This window comes from Actinomadura sp. NPDC023710 (assembly GCF_040639875.1).
GTDB lineage: Bacteria > Actinomycetota > Actinomycetes > Streptosporangiales > Streptosporangiaceae > Spirillospora > Spirillospora citrea.
The window spans coordinates 220,722-237,981 of sequence record NZ_JBFAGB010000008.1; the positions used below are offsets into that span (position 1 = coordinate 220,722).

Here is a 17,260-nt window from a genome sequence, read left to right on the forward strand (position 1 = left end):
GACCAGAGGGGGCCACGTGACCAACACAGCCAATCCGCTCCGCGACCCGCGGGACAAGCGCCTGCCGCGGGTGGCCGGGCCGTGCGTGCTCGTGCTGTTCGGGGTCACCGGGGACCTGTCGCGCAAGAAGCTCCTCCCGGCGATCTACGACCTGGCGAACCGAGGGCTGCTGCCGCCGGGCTTCTCCCTGGTGGGATTCGCGCGGCGCGACTGGGAGAACGAGGACTTCCGCCAGATCGCCTACGAGTCGGTCAAGGCCCACGCGCGGACCCCGTTCCGCGAGGACGTGTGGACGCACCTGATGGAGGGCATGCACTTCGTCCCCGGCGAGTTCAGCGACCCGGGCGCGTTCGACGCGCTGGCGATGGCGGTCAAGGAGCTGGACGAGAGCCGCGGCACGGGCGGCAACTACGCCTTCTACCTGTCGATCCCCCCGAAGTTCTTCCCGCAGGTCGTCGAGCAGCTGCAGCGCAGCGGCCTCGCCGACCGCGAGGAGGGCTCGTGGCGCCGGGTCGTCATCGAGAAGCCCTTCGGCCGCGATCTGAAGACCGCGGTGGAGCTGAACGACACGGTGCACCGCGTCTTCCCCGAGGAGGCGATCTTCCGGATCGACCACTACCTCGGCAAGGAGACGGTGCAGAACATCCTGGCCCTGCGGTTCGCCAACACGATGTTCGAGCCGATCTGGAACCGCTCCTTCGTCGACCACGTGCAGATCACGATGGCCGAGGACATCGGGATCGGCGGCCGGGCCGGGTACTACGACGGCATCGGCGCCGCCCGCGACGTCATCCAGAACCACCTGCTCCAGCTGCTGGCGCTCACGGCGATGGAGGAGCCGACGTCGTTCAGCGCCGACGCCGTCCGCGCCGAGAAGGCCAAGATCCTCTCCGCGGTGCGGGTGCGGGGCGACCTCGCCCAGTCGACCGCGCGCGGGCAGTACGCGGCGGGCTGGCAGGGCGGCGTGAGCGTCCGGGGGTACCTGGAGGAGGAGGGCATCCCCGCCGACTCCCGCACCGAGACCTACGCGGCCGTCAAGCTGGAGATCGACAACCGCCGCTGGGCGGGCGTCCCGTTCTACCTGCGCACCGGCAAGCGGCTGAGCCGCCGGGTGACGGAGGTGGCGATGGTGTTCCAGCAGGCCCCGCACCTGCCGTTCTCGCACACCGACACCGAGGAGCTCGGGCAGAACGCCCTGGTGATGCGGGTGCAGCCGGACGAGGGCATCACGGTCCGGTTCGGCTCGAAGGTGCCCGGCACCTCGATGGAGATCCGCGACGTCAACATGGACTTCGCCTACGGCGAGTCGTTCACCGAGGCCTCGCCCGAGGCGTACGAGCGGCTGCTGCTGGACGTGCTGATCGGCGACCCGCCGTTGTTCCCCCGGCAGGAGGAGGTCGAGCTGTCCTGGAAGATCCTCGACCCGATCGAGGAGTACTGGGCCAGCCGCGGCGGCCTCGACCAGTACAAGGCCGGCGGCTACGGGCCCGACAGCGCCGACGAGCTGATGGCGCGGGACGGCCGAACCTGGAGGCGGCTCTAGATGAACATCGATCTGACCGGCACGACGACCCGCAAGATCCAGGACGCGCTGACGCAGTCCCGGCATCTGATGGGCGGCCCGGCCGTCGGCATGGTGCTCACACTGATCATCGTGACGGACGAGTCGGCGCAGTACGACGCGGTGCGCGCCGCGACCGAGGCGGCGCGCGAGCACCCCTGCCGGGTGCTGACGGTCATCTCCCGCGACCCGCGGGGCAGCTCCTCGCGGCTCGACGCCGAGATCCGGATGGGCGAGACCGGCCCCGGCGAGACCGTGCTGCTGCGCATGTACGGGCCGCTCGCCGAGCACGCCGACTCCGTCGTCGTGCCGCTGCTGATGCCCGACACCCCGGTGGTGACGTGGTGGCCCGGCGGCAAGGTGCCGAAGGTGCCCGCCAAGGACCCGCTCGGCCGGCTGGCGCAGCGCCGGGTGACCGACGCCTACGCGGCGCGCGACCGGCTCGGCACCCTCGCCCAGCTCGCCGAGGGCTACCGGCCGGGCGACACCGACTTCACCTGGACGCGGCTGACGTCCTGGCGGTCGCTGCTGGCCGCCGCGCTCGACCAGGAGCACGACGAGATCACCGCGGGCGAGGTGATGGCCGAGCCGGACTCCCCGAGCGCGGAGCTGCTGGCGGCGTGGCTGTCGGTCCGGCTCGGCGTCCCGGTGGACCGGTCGGTCTCCGAGGGCCCCGGCATCACCGGCGTCCGGCTGGCGACGACGAGCGGCGACCTCCTGATCGACCGCCCGGACGGGCGGGTCGCGACGCTGAGCCGTCCCGGGCAGCCCGACCGGCAGGTGTCGCTGATGCGGCGGCCGATGGCCGAGCTGCTGGCCGAGGAGCTGCGGCGCCTCGACCCCGACGAGGTCTACCGCGACGCCGCCGCCCGGTTCGCCAAGGACCTGGCGGGCGGGTCGCAGAAGCCGGGCGTGGCGAGCGAGCCGGTGTCGGCGACGTCCGACGCGGCCGCGACGGGCCCCGCCAAGAAGCAGGCCGAGTCCAAGCAGCCCGCGTCCAGGCAGCCCGCGTCCAGGCAGGCGGAGTCCAAGCAGCCGGCGCGCAAGGGGCGCGGCAAGTCGGGGGACGCGTGACCGCCCCGGACGTCCTGGTCCACCGCGACCAGGCACTGCTCGCCCAGGCGGCCGCGGCCCGGCTGGTGACGCGGATCGCCGACGCCCAGGCGGCGCGGGGCTCGGCGTCGGTCGTGCTCACCGGCGGCGGCGTCGGCACGGCGGTGCTCGCCGCGCTGGCCGCCGCCGGCGCCCGCGACGCGGTCGACTGGGGCCGCCTCGACGTGTGGTGGGGCGACGAGCGCTTCCTGCCCGCCGGGGACCCCGAGCGCAACGAGACCGGGGCGCGGGAGGCGCTGCTCGACCGCGTCCCGCTCGACCCGGCGCGGGTCCATGCGATGCCGGCGGCCGACGGCCCGGACGGCGACGACCCGGAGGCCGCGGCCGAGCGGTACGCCGCCGAACTGCGCGCCGCCGCCGGGGCCGGCGGCGGCCCGGTCCCGGCCTTCGACGTGCTGATGCTGGGCGTCGGCCCCGACGCGCACGTGGCGTCGCTGTTCCCGGAGCTGCCGGCGCTGCGCGACGAGGGCGCGGTCACGGCGGTGCGGGGCGCCCCGAAGCCGCCCCCGACCCGGATCTCGCTGACGTTCCCCTCCCTGCGCGCCGCGGACGAGGTGTGGCTGCTGGCGGCGGGCGAGTCCAAGGCGAAGGCCGTCGGGCTCGGGCTGGCGCCGGACGCGGACCCGTTCCACGTCCCGTGCGCCGGGGCCCGGGGCCGGAACCGGACCCTGTTCCTGCTCGACCGCGCCGCCGCGTCCGAGCTCCCGCCGGGCATGGGGCGCCTCACGTCCCCTTGAACCCCGCTTGAAGGCAGGCCCGTACACCTGGGAGAAGACTGAACAGTTGCGGTGCTTCCGCATGCCTTGCGCGAAAGCGTGCATACCCTAACCGAGGGAAAACCCGCGTCGAGCGTGAGGAGTTCTCAGGTGCTCAAGGGTCGGACCGGGACGGTGGGTGCGGCGGTCGCCGGCGCGGTGGTGATCGCCGCCGCGGGCTGCTCGTCCGGAGGTGGCGGCGGAGGCAGGGGCGATGACGGCGGCAAGGCCGAGGACGCGGTGAAGCTCGCCGTCACGCCCGCCACCGGGACGCGGCAGGCGGCCCCGGACAAGCCGGTCACCGTCACGGCGGACAACGGCAGGCTCACCAGCGTGACCCTGACCTATGGCAAGAAGGGCGCGAAGGCCGACGGAAAGCTCGCCCCCGGCGGGAAGTCGTGGACGTCGTCCTGGACGCTGCGGCCGTCCACGACGTACACGGTCACTGCCAAGGCCACCGGCGACGGCGGCAAGCAGGCCACCACGACGTCCACGTTCACGACACTGACGCCCAGCAAGAAGCTGGAGAGCGGCATGTCGCCGCTGGACGGCGAGAACGTCGGCGTCGGCATGCCCGTCCAGCTGCTGCTGTCCAAGCCGGTCAGCACCAAGGCCGGCAAGGTGGCGGTGGAGAAGGCCCTTGAGGTCCGCATGTCCAAGCCGGTCGAGGGCGCCTGGTACTGGGTCGGCGACAAGGAGGTCGACTTCCGGCCCCGCGACTACTGGCCCGCCGGGCAGAAGGTGAAGGTCGTCGCGCATCTGGCGGGGCTGAAGGCCGGCGAGGGCATGTACGGGATGAAGGACCGCAGCGTCGGCTTCACCGTCGGGCCGCGGCACATCACCACCGTCGACGCCAAGAAGCACCGCGCGACGGTGACCGACGGCGGCCGCACGGTGCGGACGATGAAGGTGAGCCTCGGCAAGCCGGGCCACGACAGCTACAGCGGCACCATGATCGCGCAGGAGAAGGCGGCGCACATCGTCATGGACTCGGCCACCACCGGCGATCCCGGCGAGTACCGGATCCCGACGAAGTGGAACGTCCGCCTCACCTACAGCGGGACGTTCGTCCATTCGGCGCCGTGGTCGACCGACGCACAGGGCAACGACAACGTCAGCCACGGGTGCGTGAACGCCTCTCCGGGCGACGCCAAGTGGTTCTTCGACTTCACCAACCGGGGCGACGTGGTGAAGGTGACGGGCACGTCGCGGCAGCTCCAGTTCGGGAACGGCCCGACGCCGTGGGCCAAGTCCTGGGATGCCTGGCTGAAGGGCGGCGCCCTCGGCAAGCCGGTCATGGGCACGCCCCTCACCTGAGGTAACCGGCGCCGTCCACGACCGCACTGGCACACTTGGTGCCATGCAGAAGCTCTCGTTGGACGCACGGGTACGGGACCTGATGAAGCGCGCCGCCGCGGCCTCGACGGGGCGCGGCGCCGACACCGTGTACGGCGGGCACGAGCACGTCCTGCGCCAGACGCTGATCGCCATGACGGCGGGCACGTCGCTGGCGGAGCACGAGAGCCCCGGCGAGGCGACGATCCTGGTCATGCAGGGACGCGTCCGGCTGGTGGCCGGCCAGGACACCTGGGACGGCATCGCCGGCGACCTGCTGATCATCCCGAACGCGCGGCACAGCCTGGAGGCGCTGGAGGACGCCGCGGTGCTGCTCACCGTGGCCAAGTCCGGCTGACCGGACGGCGCCGGGCCGGGCCGCCCGATGTCGGGTCGGCCCGGCCCGGCGCCTCCGGCAGGAGGGCGCTCCGCCTCAGGCGCAGGTGAGGTCCCGCGCGGGAAGGCGACCGGTCAGCAGGTAGTCGTTGACGGTGTCCATGACGCAGGTGTTCGGGTAGCCGCGCTGGTAGGGCGCGTGGACGTCGGCGTCCAGCGTGACCATCCGAGAACCGCGCAGCAGCCGGTGCAGCACCTGGTTGCCGGCGTAGGTGGTCCGGGTGTCACCGGTCGCGGCCACCATCAGCGCGGGCAGGCGCCCGCCGACCTCGGTCGGCCGCTCGGCGGGCCGCGCCGGCCAGAAGGCGCACGGGTTGACGTTGCGGGTCAGCGGCGCGAACAGCGGGCTGGCCGACCGGTTCCGCTCGATGTCGCGCCGGTAGTACTCCGGATCGCGCGGCGCGGCCGCGTCCCCGCAGATGATGGCGGTCTGACCGCTCCCGTACACCGACTCGGCGCCGGTGAGCAGGAACGCCAGTTCCTCGTCCAGTTCCTTGGTCGGCTGGACGCTCTCCCCCGCCGCGGCCTTGGCGAAGACGCGCAGCGACTCCGCCAGCACGGCCCTCGGCCCGTCCTCGTCGGTGCCGAGGTTGTCGAACAGCACGACGGGCAGCGTCGTGTCGTCCACGCGGTACCGGCCGACGGCGAGGGGCGCCTTGGCGGACGCCTCGACGAGCCCGCGCACGGTGCCGAGGACTTCGGCGCGAGTCCCGCCGAGACCGTAGGCGGCGTCGCGCTCGGCCGCCCACGCGGCCCACGCGCCGAGCGCGTGGTCGTTGGCGCCTTCGGTTCCGGCCAGCAGGCGCGGGCCGAAGCGTGTCGGGTCGACCGAGCTGTCGAGGAGGACGCGGTCGAGGCGGCCGGGGAACATCGTCGCGTACACCGACCCGAGGTAGGTGCCGTAGGACGCGCCGTTGTAGGAGACCTTCCGCTCACCGAGGGCGCCCCGGACGATGTCCATGTCGCGGGCGATGTTGCGCGTGCTGATGTGCGGCAGGACGCCGGCGTTCGTCCGCGCGCACCGGTCGGCGAGGTCCTTGGCGAACGCGGCGGCCCGGTCGAAGGTGCCGCGGCTCTCCCCCGCCGACTTGATCCAGGTCCCGGAGGGCCCGCCGCAGTCGACCGCGGCGCTGCGGCCGAGCGAGCGCGGGTCCATCCCCACCAGGTCGTAGCGGGGGCCGGCCCTGCCCATGATGGAGCGCATGTAGGGGGGCATGTCGATGGCCGGTCCCGGGCCGCCGCCATTGATGATCATCGTCCCGATGCGGTGGGCGCCGTCGGACGCCTTCAACCGGGAGATCGCGACGGTGATGGTGCGGCCCTCCGGACGGCGGTAGTCGAGCGGGACGGTGACGTCCGCGCACCGGGCGCCCGCCTCGTCGAGCTCCTTGCCGACCTCGTCGCCGGCGTTGAGCGTGCAGTCCTTCCACTCCAGCCGCTGGTCGTAGTAGCGGCCGAGACCGCCCGCGCCGGACGTGGCGGCGGCCGGCGCGGCGCCGGGTGCGGCGGCCCCGTCGCAGAAGGCCGTCTCGACGAGTTTCATCTGGTCGTCGAACATCTCCTTGGTGGACGGGCTCTCGTTGAGGTCGACCGTCACGCGGCGCCCTGACGGCGCGACGCCCGAGACGGTGGCGTAGCTTTCGAGACCGCCGGCGTGCCCCCACCAGGTGCCGCCGCAGCGCAGCGGGGTCCCGATCAGGCCGAGACCGTAGGCCGCGCCGTCCCAGACGCGGTCGGGGTCGGCGGGAACCGTCTGCTTCATCTGGGCGAGCATCGCCGGGGACAGCAGTCGGCCGCCCATCAGCGCCCCGAAGAAGACGTTCAGGTCCCGCGGGCTGGAGATCAGTGCGCCGCCGGCCCAGGCCACCGTCGTGTTCATCTCGGTGAAGTCGTCCCACCGGACGGTCCCGTCGCGCTCCTCGCGCAGGTAGCCACGCGCGTGCGCTCCCCTGATCCGCGTCCGGTCGCCGGGCCAGTAGGTGTCGCGCAGCCGCAGCGGCCCGATGATCCGGCGCTGGACCTCGTCCTCCAGGCCGTGCCCGCTCGCCTTCTCCGCGATGAGCCCCGCGAGGACGTAGTTGGTGGTCGAGTAGTGCCAGCCGGGGCTCGGGTGCGGGAGCGTCAGCGCCCGTTCGACCAGGTCTTCGGGCTCGAAGTGCCGGAAGCGGTACCCGTCCGGGTCCGCGAAGGCGTCCATGTGGTCGGGCAGGCCGCTGGTGTGCCGCAGCAGGCTCCGCACGGTGATCTTCCGGCCGTCGTAGCCGCCCCGGTCGATCAGGCCGGGCAGGTAGCGCTCGACCGGTGCGTCCAGCGAGATCCGGCCCTCCCGGGCCAGCTGGAGCACGGTCACGGCCGTGAACGTCTTGGTGACGCTGGCGATCCGTACCCGCAGGTCCGCCCGCATCGGCCGCTGCGTGCGGCGGTCGGCCACCCCGCTGCCGGCCGTCCACGTCCCGCACTCGGGGTCGTCGACGCGCACGGCGGCGCCGGTGAGCCCGTGCGTTCCCGTCATCCGTTCCAGGGCGCGCAGCGTCGCCGTGCGGTCGGTGCAGCCGGCCGGCGGCGGCTCGGCTCGCGCGGGCGCCGGGACGGCGGCGGCCGCGGCGATCGCGGCCACCGCCGCGAGCACCGCGCCCGCCCGCCTGGCGGCCCGGCGCCGCCTCGGTTGTCTGGTCGTCATGGTCTCCGACGCTAGGCAGCCGCGGGCGCGGGCACACTGCGGCGCTCACCCGGACCGGTACTGCGGGCAGCGGGCGGCCGCGGGGTGGGGACAGCCCCAGGAGGCGCCCCGGCGACCAAAGTCGATGGCGCCGCCGACCTGCGGCCGCTGCCCGGGGCGGGCGGCATGGCTACCGTTGGGCGGGTGGACCTCCTGAGACGATCGTGGCGCGACTGGCTCGGCGACCTCGGCGCCGTCGGCGCCGCGATGCTGCTCGGCTGGGTGCTGCTCCAGGGCACGGTGGAGGACCTGCCTCCCGGGGAGACGATCGCGGTCCGCCGGGACGTGCTGATCGGCGCCGCCACCTGCGTGTTCCTCCTGCTGTTCCGGCGCCGCCATCCGGTGGCCGTCGCGGTCACGATGGTGTTCGCGCAGTGGGCGGCGACGACGACGCTCGGCACGGCGGCGATCGCGATGTACTCGCTGGCGATGCTGCGCCCCTGGCGGATCGCGCTGCCGATCGCCGGCGCGAGCCTGGCGCTGATCATCGGCCTCTTCTGGATCGCGGAGGCCGGGGAGGACTTCCTCGAGGGCAGCGTCATCTTCGCGCTGATCTACGCGGTCCTCGTCACGACGGGCATGCTGGTGCGGTCCCGGCGGCAGCTCATCGCCTCGCTGGAGGAGCGGGCCCGCGCCGCCGAGACCGAGCAGCGGCTGCGGGTCGAGGAGGCCCGGCTGCTGGAGCGCGAGCGGCTCGCCCGCGAGATGCACGACGTGCTCGCGCACCGCATCTCGCTGCTGGCCGTGCACGCGGGGGCCCTGGAGTTCGGCCCGGGCACGCCCGAAGGGCAGCGGGAGGCCGCCGGGGTCATCCGGCGGAGCGCCCACGAGGCGATGGAGGACCTGCGCGAGGTGATCGGGGTGCTGCGCGACGACGCGCCCGGCACCGATCCCGAACGCCCGCAGCCGACGCTCGCGGACGTTCCCGGGCTCGTCGAGGAGTCGCGGCGGGCGGGGGGCCGCGTCACGCTGGAGCAGGACGTCCCCGACCCCGAGCTGGTCCCGTCCCGCGTCGGGCGGCACGCCTACCGGATCGTCCAGGAGGGGCTGACGAACGCCCGCAAGCACGCGCCGGGCGCGGACGTCCGGGTCTGTGTGGGCGCGGGCGCCGAGCTGGACGTCGAGATCGTGAACGCGATGCCCCCGGGCCCGCCCGCCCTGCCCCTGCCGGGTTCCGGCACGGGGCTGGTCGGCCTGGCCGAGCGGGTGGCGCTGCTCGGCGGGACCTTGGAGCACGGCCGCACCGGCGACGGGCGGTTCCGGCTGCGCGCCCGCCTTCCGCTGCGGGCCGCGCATGGCGCCGGGACCGGTGGGAAAGGTGGTACGCATGGCAGCGAACTCCTCTGACGAGCCCGTCCTGGAAGAACTCGACCGCGCCGAGTGCATGAAGCTCCTCGCCGGCGGCACCATCGGCCGGGTGGCGTTCGACGACGGCGAGGGACCGACGGTCATCCCGGTGAACTACGCCGTCGAGGGCGACTCGGTGATCTTCCGCACGTCGGCGTCGGGCCGGCTGAACCGCAACCTGCTGTCGGCGGTGACCGGCGGGGAGGTCCGGGCCGCCTTCGAGGTCGACCGGTTCGAGGAGGCCCACCACGAGGGCTGGAGCGTGCTGCTGCGCGGCGGCGCGCACCCCCTCTCCGAGGCGGAGAAGGCCGAGGTCGCGCAGGTCCGGCCGTGGCCGGGCGGCGACCGGGAGGCGTGGTTCCGGCTGGCGGCGGCGAGCGTCACCGGCCGCCGCCTGCGCCGCGGTTGAGCCGCCCCTAGGGTGGCGGGATGGACTCCCCTCCCGTCCGCGTCCTGATCGTGGACGACGACGCGCTCGTCCGGGCCGGCCTGTCGATGATGCTGGCGAGCGCCGACGACCTGAAGGTGGTCGCGGACGTCGCCGACGGCGCCGAGGTCGTCGCCGCCGTGAACCAGCACCGGCCCGACGTCGTGCTGATGGACATCCGGATGCCGCGGCTGGACGGGCTCGCGGCGACCGCGCTGCTGCGGGGTCGCCGTGAGCCGCCTGAGATCATCATCCTGACCACGTTCGACAGCGACGACCACATCCTGCGGGCGATGCGCGCGGGCGCGAGCGGCTTCCTGCTGAAGCACACCCCGCCGCCGGAGATCGTCCGGGCGATCCGCCAGGTCGCGGCCGGCGAGCCGATGATGTCCCCCGCGGTGCTGCGCAAGATGATGGCGTACGTGGCCGAGAGCGGCGCCGACCCGCGCCGGGCCCGCGCCCGCGATCTGCTGGCCCGGCTGAGCGACGGCGAGCGGGCCGTCGCCGCGCTCGTCGGGCGCGGCCACACCAACAGCGAGATCGGCAAGGAGCTGTCGCTCAGCGTCGCCACGGTGAAGGCGTACGTGTCGCGGCTGCTGACCAAGCTGGAGCTGAACAACCGCGTCCAGATCGCCCTCCTCGTCCACGACGCCGCCCTCGACGACTAGTCCTCCGGGCCGCGCCCCGCCAGCGGGACGTGGCGGAGGAGCAGCGCCGCCGCCAGGCCCAGCGCCGCGACGGGCAGCGCGGCGACGAACAGGGTGGAGAACGCGTCCGCGAAGGCCTCGGCGACGCCGTCGCGCACCGGCGCCGGGAGCGTGTCCAGCACCTCGGGACGGACGGCGTCGCCGAACGCCGGGACCCGCCCGTCCGGGACCCGCGAGGCGATCTCCTCGGCGAACCGGTTCGACACGACGGCGCCGAAGACCGCCATCCCGGCGGCGGTGCCGAGCATCCGGCTCGCGAAGACGCCCGAGCTCGCCGCGCCGAGGTCGCGGTGCGGCGCGGCCTGCTGCGCGATCAGCATGACGACCTGCTGGGACAGCCCTGCCCCGAAGCCGAGCACCGCCATGTAGCAGCCCGCGGCGACCAGGCCGGTGCCGGCGTCCATGGTCGCCAGCAGCGCGATCCCGGCGGCGCTGACCGCCATGCTCGCCGCGGGCAGCCGGTGGTAGCGGCCGGTCCGGTGGATGCGCTTCCCGGCCGCCATGGAGGACACCAGCAGGGCGAGCATCATCGGCAGCAGGAGGAGGCCCGACCTGGTCGCGTCCACTCCCCCGACGACCTGGAAGAACATCGGCAGGTAGGTGGCGAGGCCGAACCCGGTGGCGCCGCCGACGGCCGCGACGACGCAGGCGACGCCGAACGACCGGTCGCGGAACAGCCGCGGCGGGATGATCGGCTCGGCGGCCGTCCGCTCGGCGAGCACCCACGCGGTGAACAGCACGGCCGAGGCCGCCGCCAGCGAGAGCACGACGGGCGAGCCCCACGCGTACCGCGTCCCGGCCCAGCTGGTGAACAGGGTGAAGCAGGTCACCGCCGCGCCGAGCAGGACGATCCCGGCATAGTCGATCCGCGGCCTACCCCTCGGCGCCGGCAGCCGCAGGAACAGCGCGACCAGGGCCGTGGCGGCGACGCCGAGCGGCAGGTTGAGGTAGAACACCCACCGCCATGACGCGTGGTCGGTGAGGACGCCGCCGGCCAGCGGCCCCGCGATGCTGGAGACGGCGAAGACGAGCGCCGAGTACCCCTGGTACCGGGCACGCTCGCGCGGTTCGAACAGGTCGCCGGTGAGTGCGAACATCGAGCTCAGCAGGCATCCGGCCGCGGCGCCCTGGAGGGCGCGGAACACGATCAGCCAGGTCATGGTGGGCGCCGCCCCGCACGCCGCCGATCCGGCGAGGAACCCGAGCAGGCCGGTCAGCAGGACGCGGCGGCGCCCGAACAGGTCCCCGAGCCGTCCCGACAGGGGGACGGTGACGCTCGTGGCCAGCACGTACGCCGTCGACACCCAGGCGAGCCGGTCGAGCCCGCCGAGGTCCCCGACGATCGTCGGCAGCGCGGTGCCGAGCACCGTCGCGTCCAGCGAGGACATGAGCCCGGCGAGCATGAGCCCGCCGAACACCAGCTTCCGGTGCCGGCCGGTCATCGGCGCGGTCATCTCGATCACGCGCACCTCCATTTTCTATGCCTTGGACATATAGATGCTAAGCGCAGATAGATGAGTCGCGCAATCCATCTAGACTGGGAGCCATGAGCGACGAGGCGCTGGACGCCGTCGAGCGGAGCATGGTCAGGCTGCGCCGGGGCATGTCGCGGCAGCGGCTGGGCAAGGCGGCGATCCGGGACCACAACCTCCCCGTGGACGTGCAGGTCCTGCACGTCGTGGACATCGTGGACGAGGGCCCCGACCGGCCCGGCGAGGAGATGAGCGTCGGCCTGGTCGCCACCCGTCTCGGCGTCGACGCCTCGCGCGGCAGCCGCATCGTCGCCGAGGCGGTCAAGTCGGGCTACGTCCGGCGGGTCGCCTCACAGGAGGACGGCCGCCGCATCCACCTGGAGCTCACCGACGCGGGCAGGGCCGTCGTCGACGCCACCCGCCGCACCCGGCAGGAGCACTTCGCCAAGGCCATGGGCGGCTGGACGGACGAGGAGCGCTCCGCGTTCGCGCGCCTCCTGTCCCGCTTCGTCCACACCTACGAGGACTGACCGCCCGGACCGCGGTGCGGGGGTCTCGCGTCCTCCCCCGGTTGCGGTCGGACGGCGCCTGCCTACAACCCCGGTTGCGGGTCCGGCGCGAAACGTTCGGCCGCGCGGAGGACGGCGCCGGGCCGGGCCGCCGTCTAGGCTGGCGGGATGGGTGGCAGCCTGATCCCGCTGCCGCCGGCAGGGCGCGCGCGGGACGCGGCCCTGGCGGGCGGAGTGTTCGCCGTGGTGGCCGTCAGCAGCCTGAAGTCGCTCGTCGGCCCGCGCGAGGAGCCGTGGGCCGCGACCGCGTTCGACTGGGCGCTGATCCTCCTGGCCTGCGGGGCACTGTTCTTCGCCCGCCGGTGGCCGGTGGCCGTCGCGGGGCTGGTCCTGGTGACCACCGGCGCCTACTACGTCACCAGCCTGCACGACGGCGGGCTGATGATCGCGGTCATCGCCGCGCTGTACGCGGTCGCGGCCGGGGGACGGCTCCAGGCCGCCGTCGTCCTCGCGGCGCTGACCGTGATCACCACCGGCGCCGGCACCCTGCTCGGCAACCGCGACGTCAACGGCGTCGCCCTCTTCATGCTGACCGGTTGGCTGGTGGCCGTGGTCGCGCTCGGGTGGGTGCGGCACAGCCGGCTCGCCTACCTGCGCGAGGCCGAGCGGCGCGCCGCCGGCGAGGAGCGGCTGCGCATCGCCCGCGAGCTGCACGACGTCGTGGGGCACCACCTCTCGCTGATCAACGTCCAGGCGGGGACGTCGCTGCACCGCTTCCACCGGGACCCGGCCCAGGGCGAGGCGGCCCTCGCCGCCATCAAGGCGTCGAGCCGGGAGGCCCTGCGCGACCTGCGCGCGACCCTCGGGGTGCTGCGGCAGGCCGACGAGGAGGCGCCGACCGCGCCCCCGCCCGCCCTGGACGGGATCGGCGGCCTGATCGGGACGGCCCGGGCGGCGGGGCTCACCGTGCACGGCCGCCTCACCGGCGAGGCGGAGCCGCCCACCGAGGTCGGCCTGGCCGCCTACCGCATCGTCCAGGAGTCCCTCACCAACGTCTCGCGGCACGCCGCCGCCGCGGAGGTCACCGTCAGCGTCGAGCGCGGGCCGGGCGCGCTGCTCGTCGAGGTCGCCGACGACGGCCGGGGCGCCGCCGCGCCGGCGGGTCCGGGCAGCGGCGTCGACGGGATGCGCGAGCGGGCCCGCGCCCTCGGCGGCGAGCTGACGGCGGGGCCGCGGCCCGGCGGCGGCTTCCTCGTCCGGGCCCGGCTGCCCTACGGAAACGAGGCCCCCGCACGATGATCAAGGTTCTGCTGGCCGACGACCAGGGCCTGGTGCGGGCCGGGTTCCGCTCCATCCTCGACGACGAGGACGACATCACCGTCGTCGGCGAGGCCGCGGACGGCGCCCGGGCGGTCTCCGCCTGCCGCGAGCTGCGCCCGGACGTGGCGCTGCTGGACGTGCGGATGCCCGGCACGGACGGCCTGGAGGCCGCCCGCCGGATCACCGCCGACCCGCGGCTCGACGGCGTGCGGGTGGTGATCCTGACGACCTTCGACCTGGACGAGTACGTGTACGGGGCGCTGCGCGCCGGGGCCACCGGCTTCCTGCTCAAGGACACCGAGCCTGCGGAGCTGATCCACGCCGTGCGGGTCGCGGCGCGCGGGGACGCGCTCATCACCCCGTCCGTCACCCGCCGCCTCATCGGCGAGTTCGCCGGGCGGGTCCCGGCGCCGGCCCCGGGTCCGCGGCTGGAGTCCCTCACCGTCCGGGAACGGGAGGTGATGCTGCTCGTCGCGGCCGGGCTCAGCAACGACGAGGTCGCCGCCCGCCTCGTGCTCAGCCCCGCCACCGCCAAGACCCACGTCAGCCGCATCATGTCCAAGCTGGGCGTGCGGGACCGCTCGCAGCTGGTCGTCCTCGCCTACGAGTCCGGCATGGTCAGACCGCGCTGGATGCGACCACGGACGTAGGCGCGCCGCACGCCCGCAACCGGCGGGGTAGCGCGGATGCCCGCCGCGGGCCGATGCGGCGCGGGCGGCCGCGTCCCGATCCTTGGAGCCATGAACCACACCGGCGCAATGATCGGGTTCGTGGTCGGCGGGGCCGCGGGCTTCCTGCTGACCGAGACCGTGGGAGCGTTCTTCACCTTCGTCCTGGAGCGCACGCTCGACGTCGACGGCACCCCCGTCCTGCTGGCCGCCTTCATCCTCGTGCCGGTCCTGTCCGCGCTCGTCGGCGCCGTCGTGGGCTCCCGCTTCAGAACCGGGCGGTGATCCCCCGCGGTCAGGTCAGGCGGGTCCGGAGCAGGCAGAACTCGTTGCCCTCCGGATCCGCCAGCGGGACCCAGCTCTCCTCACCGGTCTGCCCGACGTCCACCGGCCGGGCCCCCGCGGCCAGGAGCCGCTCCAGTTCGGCGTCCTGGTCCCGGTCCGTGGCGTTCACGTCGAAGTGCAGCCGCAGCTTGCCGTTCTTCGGCTCCTCGCTGCGGCTGAGGATCAGCGTCGGATGGAGCCCGCCGAACCCCTCCGGCGGACCGATCTCGATGTCGTCGCCCTCCCGGTCCAGCTCCACGAACCCGAGCACCTCGCACCAGAACCCCGCGAGTCTCTCCGGATCGCGGCAGTCGAGCACCAGTTCACTCACCCGGCACGCCACAGTCGGCCCCCCACCACGTCCTGCAAAGATCGAATACCAACGCCCCACGGTGCCAGAACCCCGTGCCGGGCGTCGAGCAAAATACCGCCGGGCCCGCGTCACAGAGGTGGGGGCACCGGGACAGAAGTGGGTCGCGGGGACGCCAGGGAGGCGGATCCTCACGGTAAGTGATCGCCTCATCGCCCTCGGGAATGGGGAGCGTGATGTCGATCCCCCGAGAGGAAGCGCACATGCCGGCTCAGCGCCTGGTCCAAGGACAGCCCCCGACCCGCGAGCCGATCCTGCTCGTCCACCAGGTGTCGGGGACGTTCCTGCAGAGCGAGAACCAGTCGACGACGACGCTCAACGACGAGGTGCAGAACGAGAACCACTGGCCGCTGCCGTCCGACAAGACCGTGCGATGGCGGCTTTACGAGATCAGGCTGCGCGGCGGCCGCTCCGTCTACCTGATGGAGCACCAGGTCAACGAGCACGTCCTGACGTTCCGGCCGGGGTCCGGGCCCGGGAGCATCCCGGGCCTGTCACCGATCCTGACCACACGGGAGGGGCGGACGGGCAGCCCGCCGCAGCACTGGAGGTTCGTCCCGGTGCCGGGCACGGGCGCCAACTACTGGGGGATCGTGCCGGACCAGTATCCCGGCTACGCCCTCGGCCTCTACAACAACCACGTCGCCGACGACCAGTGGGTGGTGCCGACCCCGACCTGGGGCGGGCCTCCGACGCTCTTCCACGCGTGGTCGGCCGTCCCCACCACCATCCCGGCAGGGGACGTCGACGAGGAGGACGCACGGCTGGTCGGTGAGGACGAGGGCGCGGCATCCGAGCCGCGCACCAACATGTGAACGGCCCGGGTCAGGCCTGGGCGAGCACGGCGCAGAGGGCGTCCAGGGCGGCCGGGTAGGCGGCGCCGACCGGGGTGCTGTAGCCGACGACGAGGCCCTGCGGGCGTTCGCCGGGATCCTGCCAGTGGTCGCGCAGAGGCATGAGGGCGAGGTCATGGAACGCGGCGCGGCGCATGACCTCGCCCTCACCCAGCCCGCCGTCCGGGAGCAGCACCAGGGCGTGCAGGCCGGCGGCGACCCCCTGGACCCGGACCCGCGGGACGCGGTCGCGGAGCGTCTCGACCAGGAGGTCGCGGCGGCGCCGGTAGCGCTGGCGGGCGGCGCGGACGTGCCGGTCGTAGGCGTGGGCGGCGATGAGGTCGGCGAGGACGAGCTGGGCGAGCGACGGGGTGTGGGCGTCGGCGAGGCGCTTGGCCTCGGCGAAGGGCTCGACCAGGTGCGCGGGCAGGACCAGCCAGGCCAGGCGCAGCGCCGGGGCCAGGGTCTTGGACGCGGTACCGCCGTAGACCACGTGCTCGGGCGCCGTCCCCTGCAGGGCGCCGACCGGCTGGCGGTCGTAGCGGAACTCGCCGTCGTAGTCGTCCTCGACGATCGTGCCGCCGGTGCCGCGGGCCCAGGCGGCGAAGGCGCGGCGGCGGTCCGGGTGGAGGGTCGCGCCCGCCGGGTACTGGTGCGCCGGGGTCAGCACGGCCGCGCCCGCCGGGCCGAGCCGGTCCGCACGTGCGCCCCGCTCGTCCACCGGCAGCGGGACGACGGCGAGCCCGGCGCGCCGGACGATCGCGCGGTGGAAGGGATGTCCCGGCTCCTCCATCGCGATCGACTCCGTGCCGAGGTCCCGCAGGACGGAGGCCAGGAGGCCGAGGGACTGGGCGTAACCGGACGTGACCACGATCCGGGCGGGGTCGGCGTGCACGCCCCTGGCCCTGCCGAGGTATCCGGCCAGCGCCTCGCGCAGCTCGCGGCGCCCGCGCGGGTCGCCGAGCGCGTGCACGTCGGGCGGGGCGGACGCGAGGACGCGGCGCGTCGAGCGCGACCACGCCGTGGAGGGGAACGTGCTCAGGTCGGGCCGCCCGGGCAGCAGGTCGTGCGCCGGCGCCTCGGCGGACGCCGGTTCCGCGGGCGCGGGCGCCGGTGCGGGCCCCGCCGCGACCCGCGTTCGTCCGCCGGGAACGGCCGTGAGGTAGCCCTCCGCCGTCAGCTGGTCGTAGGCGGCGCTGACCGTCCCGCGCGCCAGGCCCAGCTCGGCGGCCAGCGCGCGGGTCGACGGGACGACGTCGCCCGGGGCCAGCCGCCGGGACCTGATCGCTGCGCGGAGGGCGCGTTCGAGTCCGGCGCGGCGGCCCCCGGAGGGGTCGACGTCCAGATGCAGGTCGACCGAACCGGACCAGTCTTTGCGCATGAGACTGGATCTTAATACTGGTC

General features: G+C 74.1%; 17 protein-coding genes. 13 read left to right on the forward strand and 4 right to left on the reverse strand.

The window, feature by feature from the left end:
* Positions 1–16: 16 nt before the first annotated feature.
* From zwf to AB0H37_RS12295, 5 genes are all read left to right on the forward strand, one after another.
* Positions 17–1,543 carry a glucose-6-phosphate dehydrogenase gene (gene zwf / locus AB0H37_RS12275; RefSeq protein WP_179835255.1) on the forward strand — a complete coding sequence of 509 codons (1,527 nt, stop codon included), beginning with the start codon at positions 17–19 and terminating at the stop codon, positions 1,541–1,543.
* Positions 1,544–2,635, forward strand: coding sequence for a glucose-6-phosphate dehydrogenase assembly protein OpcA (locus AB0H37_RS12280; RefSeq protein WP_329090125.1), 1,092 nt, complete (start codon positions 1,544–1,546; stop codon positions 2,633–2,635). It abuts the gene before it with no gap.
* Positions 2,632–3,411 carry a 6-phosphogluconolactonase gene (gene pgl / locus AB0H37_RS12285; protein WP_179835257.1) on the forward strand — a complete coding sequence of 260 codons (780 nt, stop codon included), beginning with the start codon at positions 2,632–2,634 and terminating at the stop codon, positions 3,409–3,411. The genes AB0H37_RS12280 and pgl overlap by 4 nt, the downstream gene beginning before the upstream one ends.
* Before the next feature lie 129 nt (positions 3,412–3,540).
* Positions 3,541–4,746: an Ig-like domain-containing protein gene (locus AB0H37_RS12290; RefSeq protein WP_360612393.1), complete on the forward strand. Its 1,206-nt coding sequence runs from the start codon at positions 3,541–3,543 to the stop codon at positions 4,744–4,746.
* Positions 4,747–4,789: 43 nt separating this feature from the next.
* Positions 4,790–5,122: a cupin domain-containing protein gene (locus AB0H37_RS12295; protein ID WP_179835258.1), complete on the forward strand. Its 333-nt coding sequence runs from the start codon at positions 4,790–4,792 to the stop codon at positions 5,120–5,122.
* A gap of 75 nt (positions 5,123–5,197) precedes the next feature.
* Here AB0H37_RS12295 and AB0H37_RS12300 read toward each other — a convergent pair whose 3' ends face one another.
* Complete coding sequence (locus AB0H37_RS12300) at positions 5,198–7,840, reverse strand: serine hydrolase (RefSeq protein ID WP_360612395.1); 2,643 nt, start codon at positions 7,838–7,840, stop codon at positions 5,198–5,200.
* A 183-nt stretch (positions 7,841–8,023) separates the two neighbouring features.
* Here AB0H37_RS12300 and AB0H37_RS12305 point away from each other — a divergent pair, with 183 nt between their 5' ends.
* Genes AB0H37_RS12305 through AB0H37_RS12315 form a run of 3 tightly spaced genes read left to right on the forward strand, consistent with a single transcriptional unit; the run spans position 8,024 to position 10,321 of the window.
* Positions 8,024–9,226: a histidine kinase gene (locus AB0H37_RS12305; protein ID WP_329090115.1), complete on the forward strand. Its 1,203-nt coding sequence runs from the start codon at positions 8,024–8,026 to the stop codon at positions 9,224–9,226.
* Positions 9,207–9,635, forward strand: coding sequence for a pyridoxamine 5'-phosphate oxidase family protein (locus AB0H37_RS12310; protein ID WP_179835260.1), 429 nt, complete (start codon positions 9,207–9,209; stop codon positions 9,633–9,635). Before AB0H37_RS12305 ends, AB0H37_RS12310 begins: the two co-directional genes overlap by 20 nt.
* Positions 9,636–9,655: 20 nt before the next feature.
* The gene (locus AB0H37_RS12315) at positions 9,656–10,321 is read left to right on the forward strand and encodes a response regulator transcription factor (RefSeq protein ID WP_360612398.1); all 666 of its coding nucleotides are present in this window, start codon (positions 9,656–9,658) and stop codon (positions 10,319–10,321) included.
* On the opposite strand, the gene AB0H37_RS12320 is transcribed toward AB0H37_RS12315, so the two are convergent.
* Positions 10,318–11,814 carry an MDR family MFS transporter gene (locus AB0H37_RS12320; RefSeq protein WP_360612458.1) on the reverse strand — a complete coding sequence of 499 codons (1,497 nt, stop codon included), beginning with the start codon at positions 11,812–11,814 and terminating at the stop codon, positions 10,318–10,320. The genes AB0H37_RS12315 and AB0H37_RS12320 overlap by 4 nt on opposite strands.
* 92 nt (positions 11,815–11,906) lie before the next feature.
* Between AB0H37_RS12320 and AB0H37_RS12325 the strand changes: the two genes are divergently transcribed.
* The 4 genes from AB0H37_RS12325 to AB0H37_RS12340 all read left to right on the forward strand — a co-directional run bounded on the left by AB0H37_RS12325 (position 11,907) and on the right by AB0H37_RS12340 (position 14,614).
* Entirely contained in the window at positions 11,907–12,362 is a 456-nt protein-coding gene (locus AB0H37_RS12325) for a MarR family transcriptional regulator (RefSeq protein ID WP_179835263.1), read from the forward strand.
* A 147-nt stretch (positions 12,363–12,509) separates the two neighbouring features.
* On the forward strand, positions 12,510–13,640 hold the full coding sequence (locus AB0H37_RS12330; RefSeq protein WP_360612400.1) for a sensor histidine kinase: 1,131 nt from the start codon (positions 12,510–12,512) through the stop codon (positions 13,638–13,640).
* Positions 13,637–14,311: a response regulator transcription factor gene (locus tag AB0H37_RS12335; RefSeq protein ID WP_360612402.1), complete on the forward strand. Its 675-nt coding sequence runs from the start codon at positions 13,637–13,639 to the stop codon at positions 14,309–14,311. The genes AB0H37_RS12330 and AB0H37_RS12335 overlap by 4 nt, the downstream gene beginning before the upstream one ends.
* A gap of 90 nt (positions 14,312–14,401) precedes the next feature.
* Positions 14,402–14,614 (forward strand): hypothetical protein, encoded by a 213-nt coding sequence (locus tag AB0H37_RS12340; RefSeq protein ID WP_360612404.1) that lies wholly within the window; start codon positions 14,402–14,404, stop codon positions 14,612–14,614.
* Positions 14,615–14,624: 10 nt separating this feature from the next.
* Here the strand turns inward: AB0H37_RS12340 and AB0H37_RS12345 are convergent, their stop codons facing one another.
* Entirely contained in the window at positions 14,625–14,996 is a 372-nt protein-coding gene (locus AB0H37_RS12345; protein WP_360612406.1) for a VOC family protein, read from the reverse strand.
* Positions 14,997–15,226: 230 nt separating this feature from the next.
* On the opposite strand from AB0H37_RS12345, the gene AB0H37_RS12350 reads away from it, so the two are divergent.
* Positions 15,227–15,838 (forward strand): hypothetical protein, encoded by a 612-nt coding sequence (locus AB0H37_RS12350; RefSeq protein WP_329090103.1) that lies wholly within the window; start codon positions 15,227–15,229, stop codon positions 15,836–15,838.
* A gap of 10 nt (positions 15,839–15,848) precedes the next feature.
* Here AB0H37_RS12350 and AB0H37_RS12355 read toward each other — a convergent pair whose 3' ends face one another.
* A complete protein-coding gene (locus AB0H37_RS12355) occupies positions 15,849–17,237 on the reverse strand; it encodes a PLP-dependent aminotransferase family protein (protein ID WP_329090101.1) in 1,389 nt (462 codons plus the stop codon).
* Positions 17,238–17,260 lie beyond the last annotated feature (23 nt).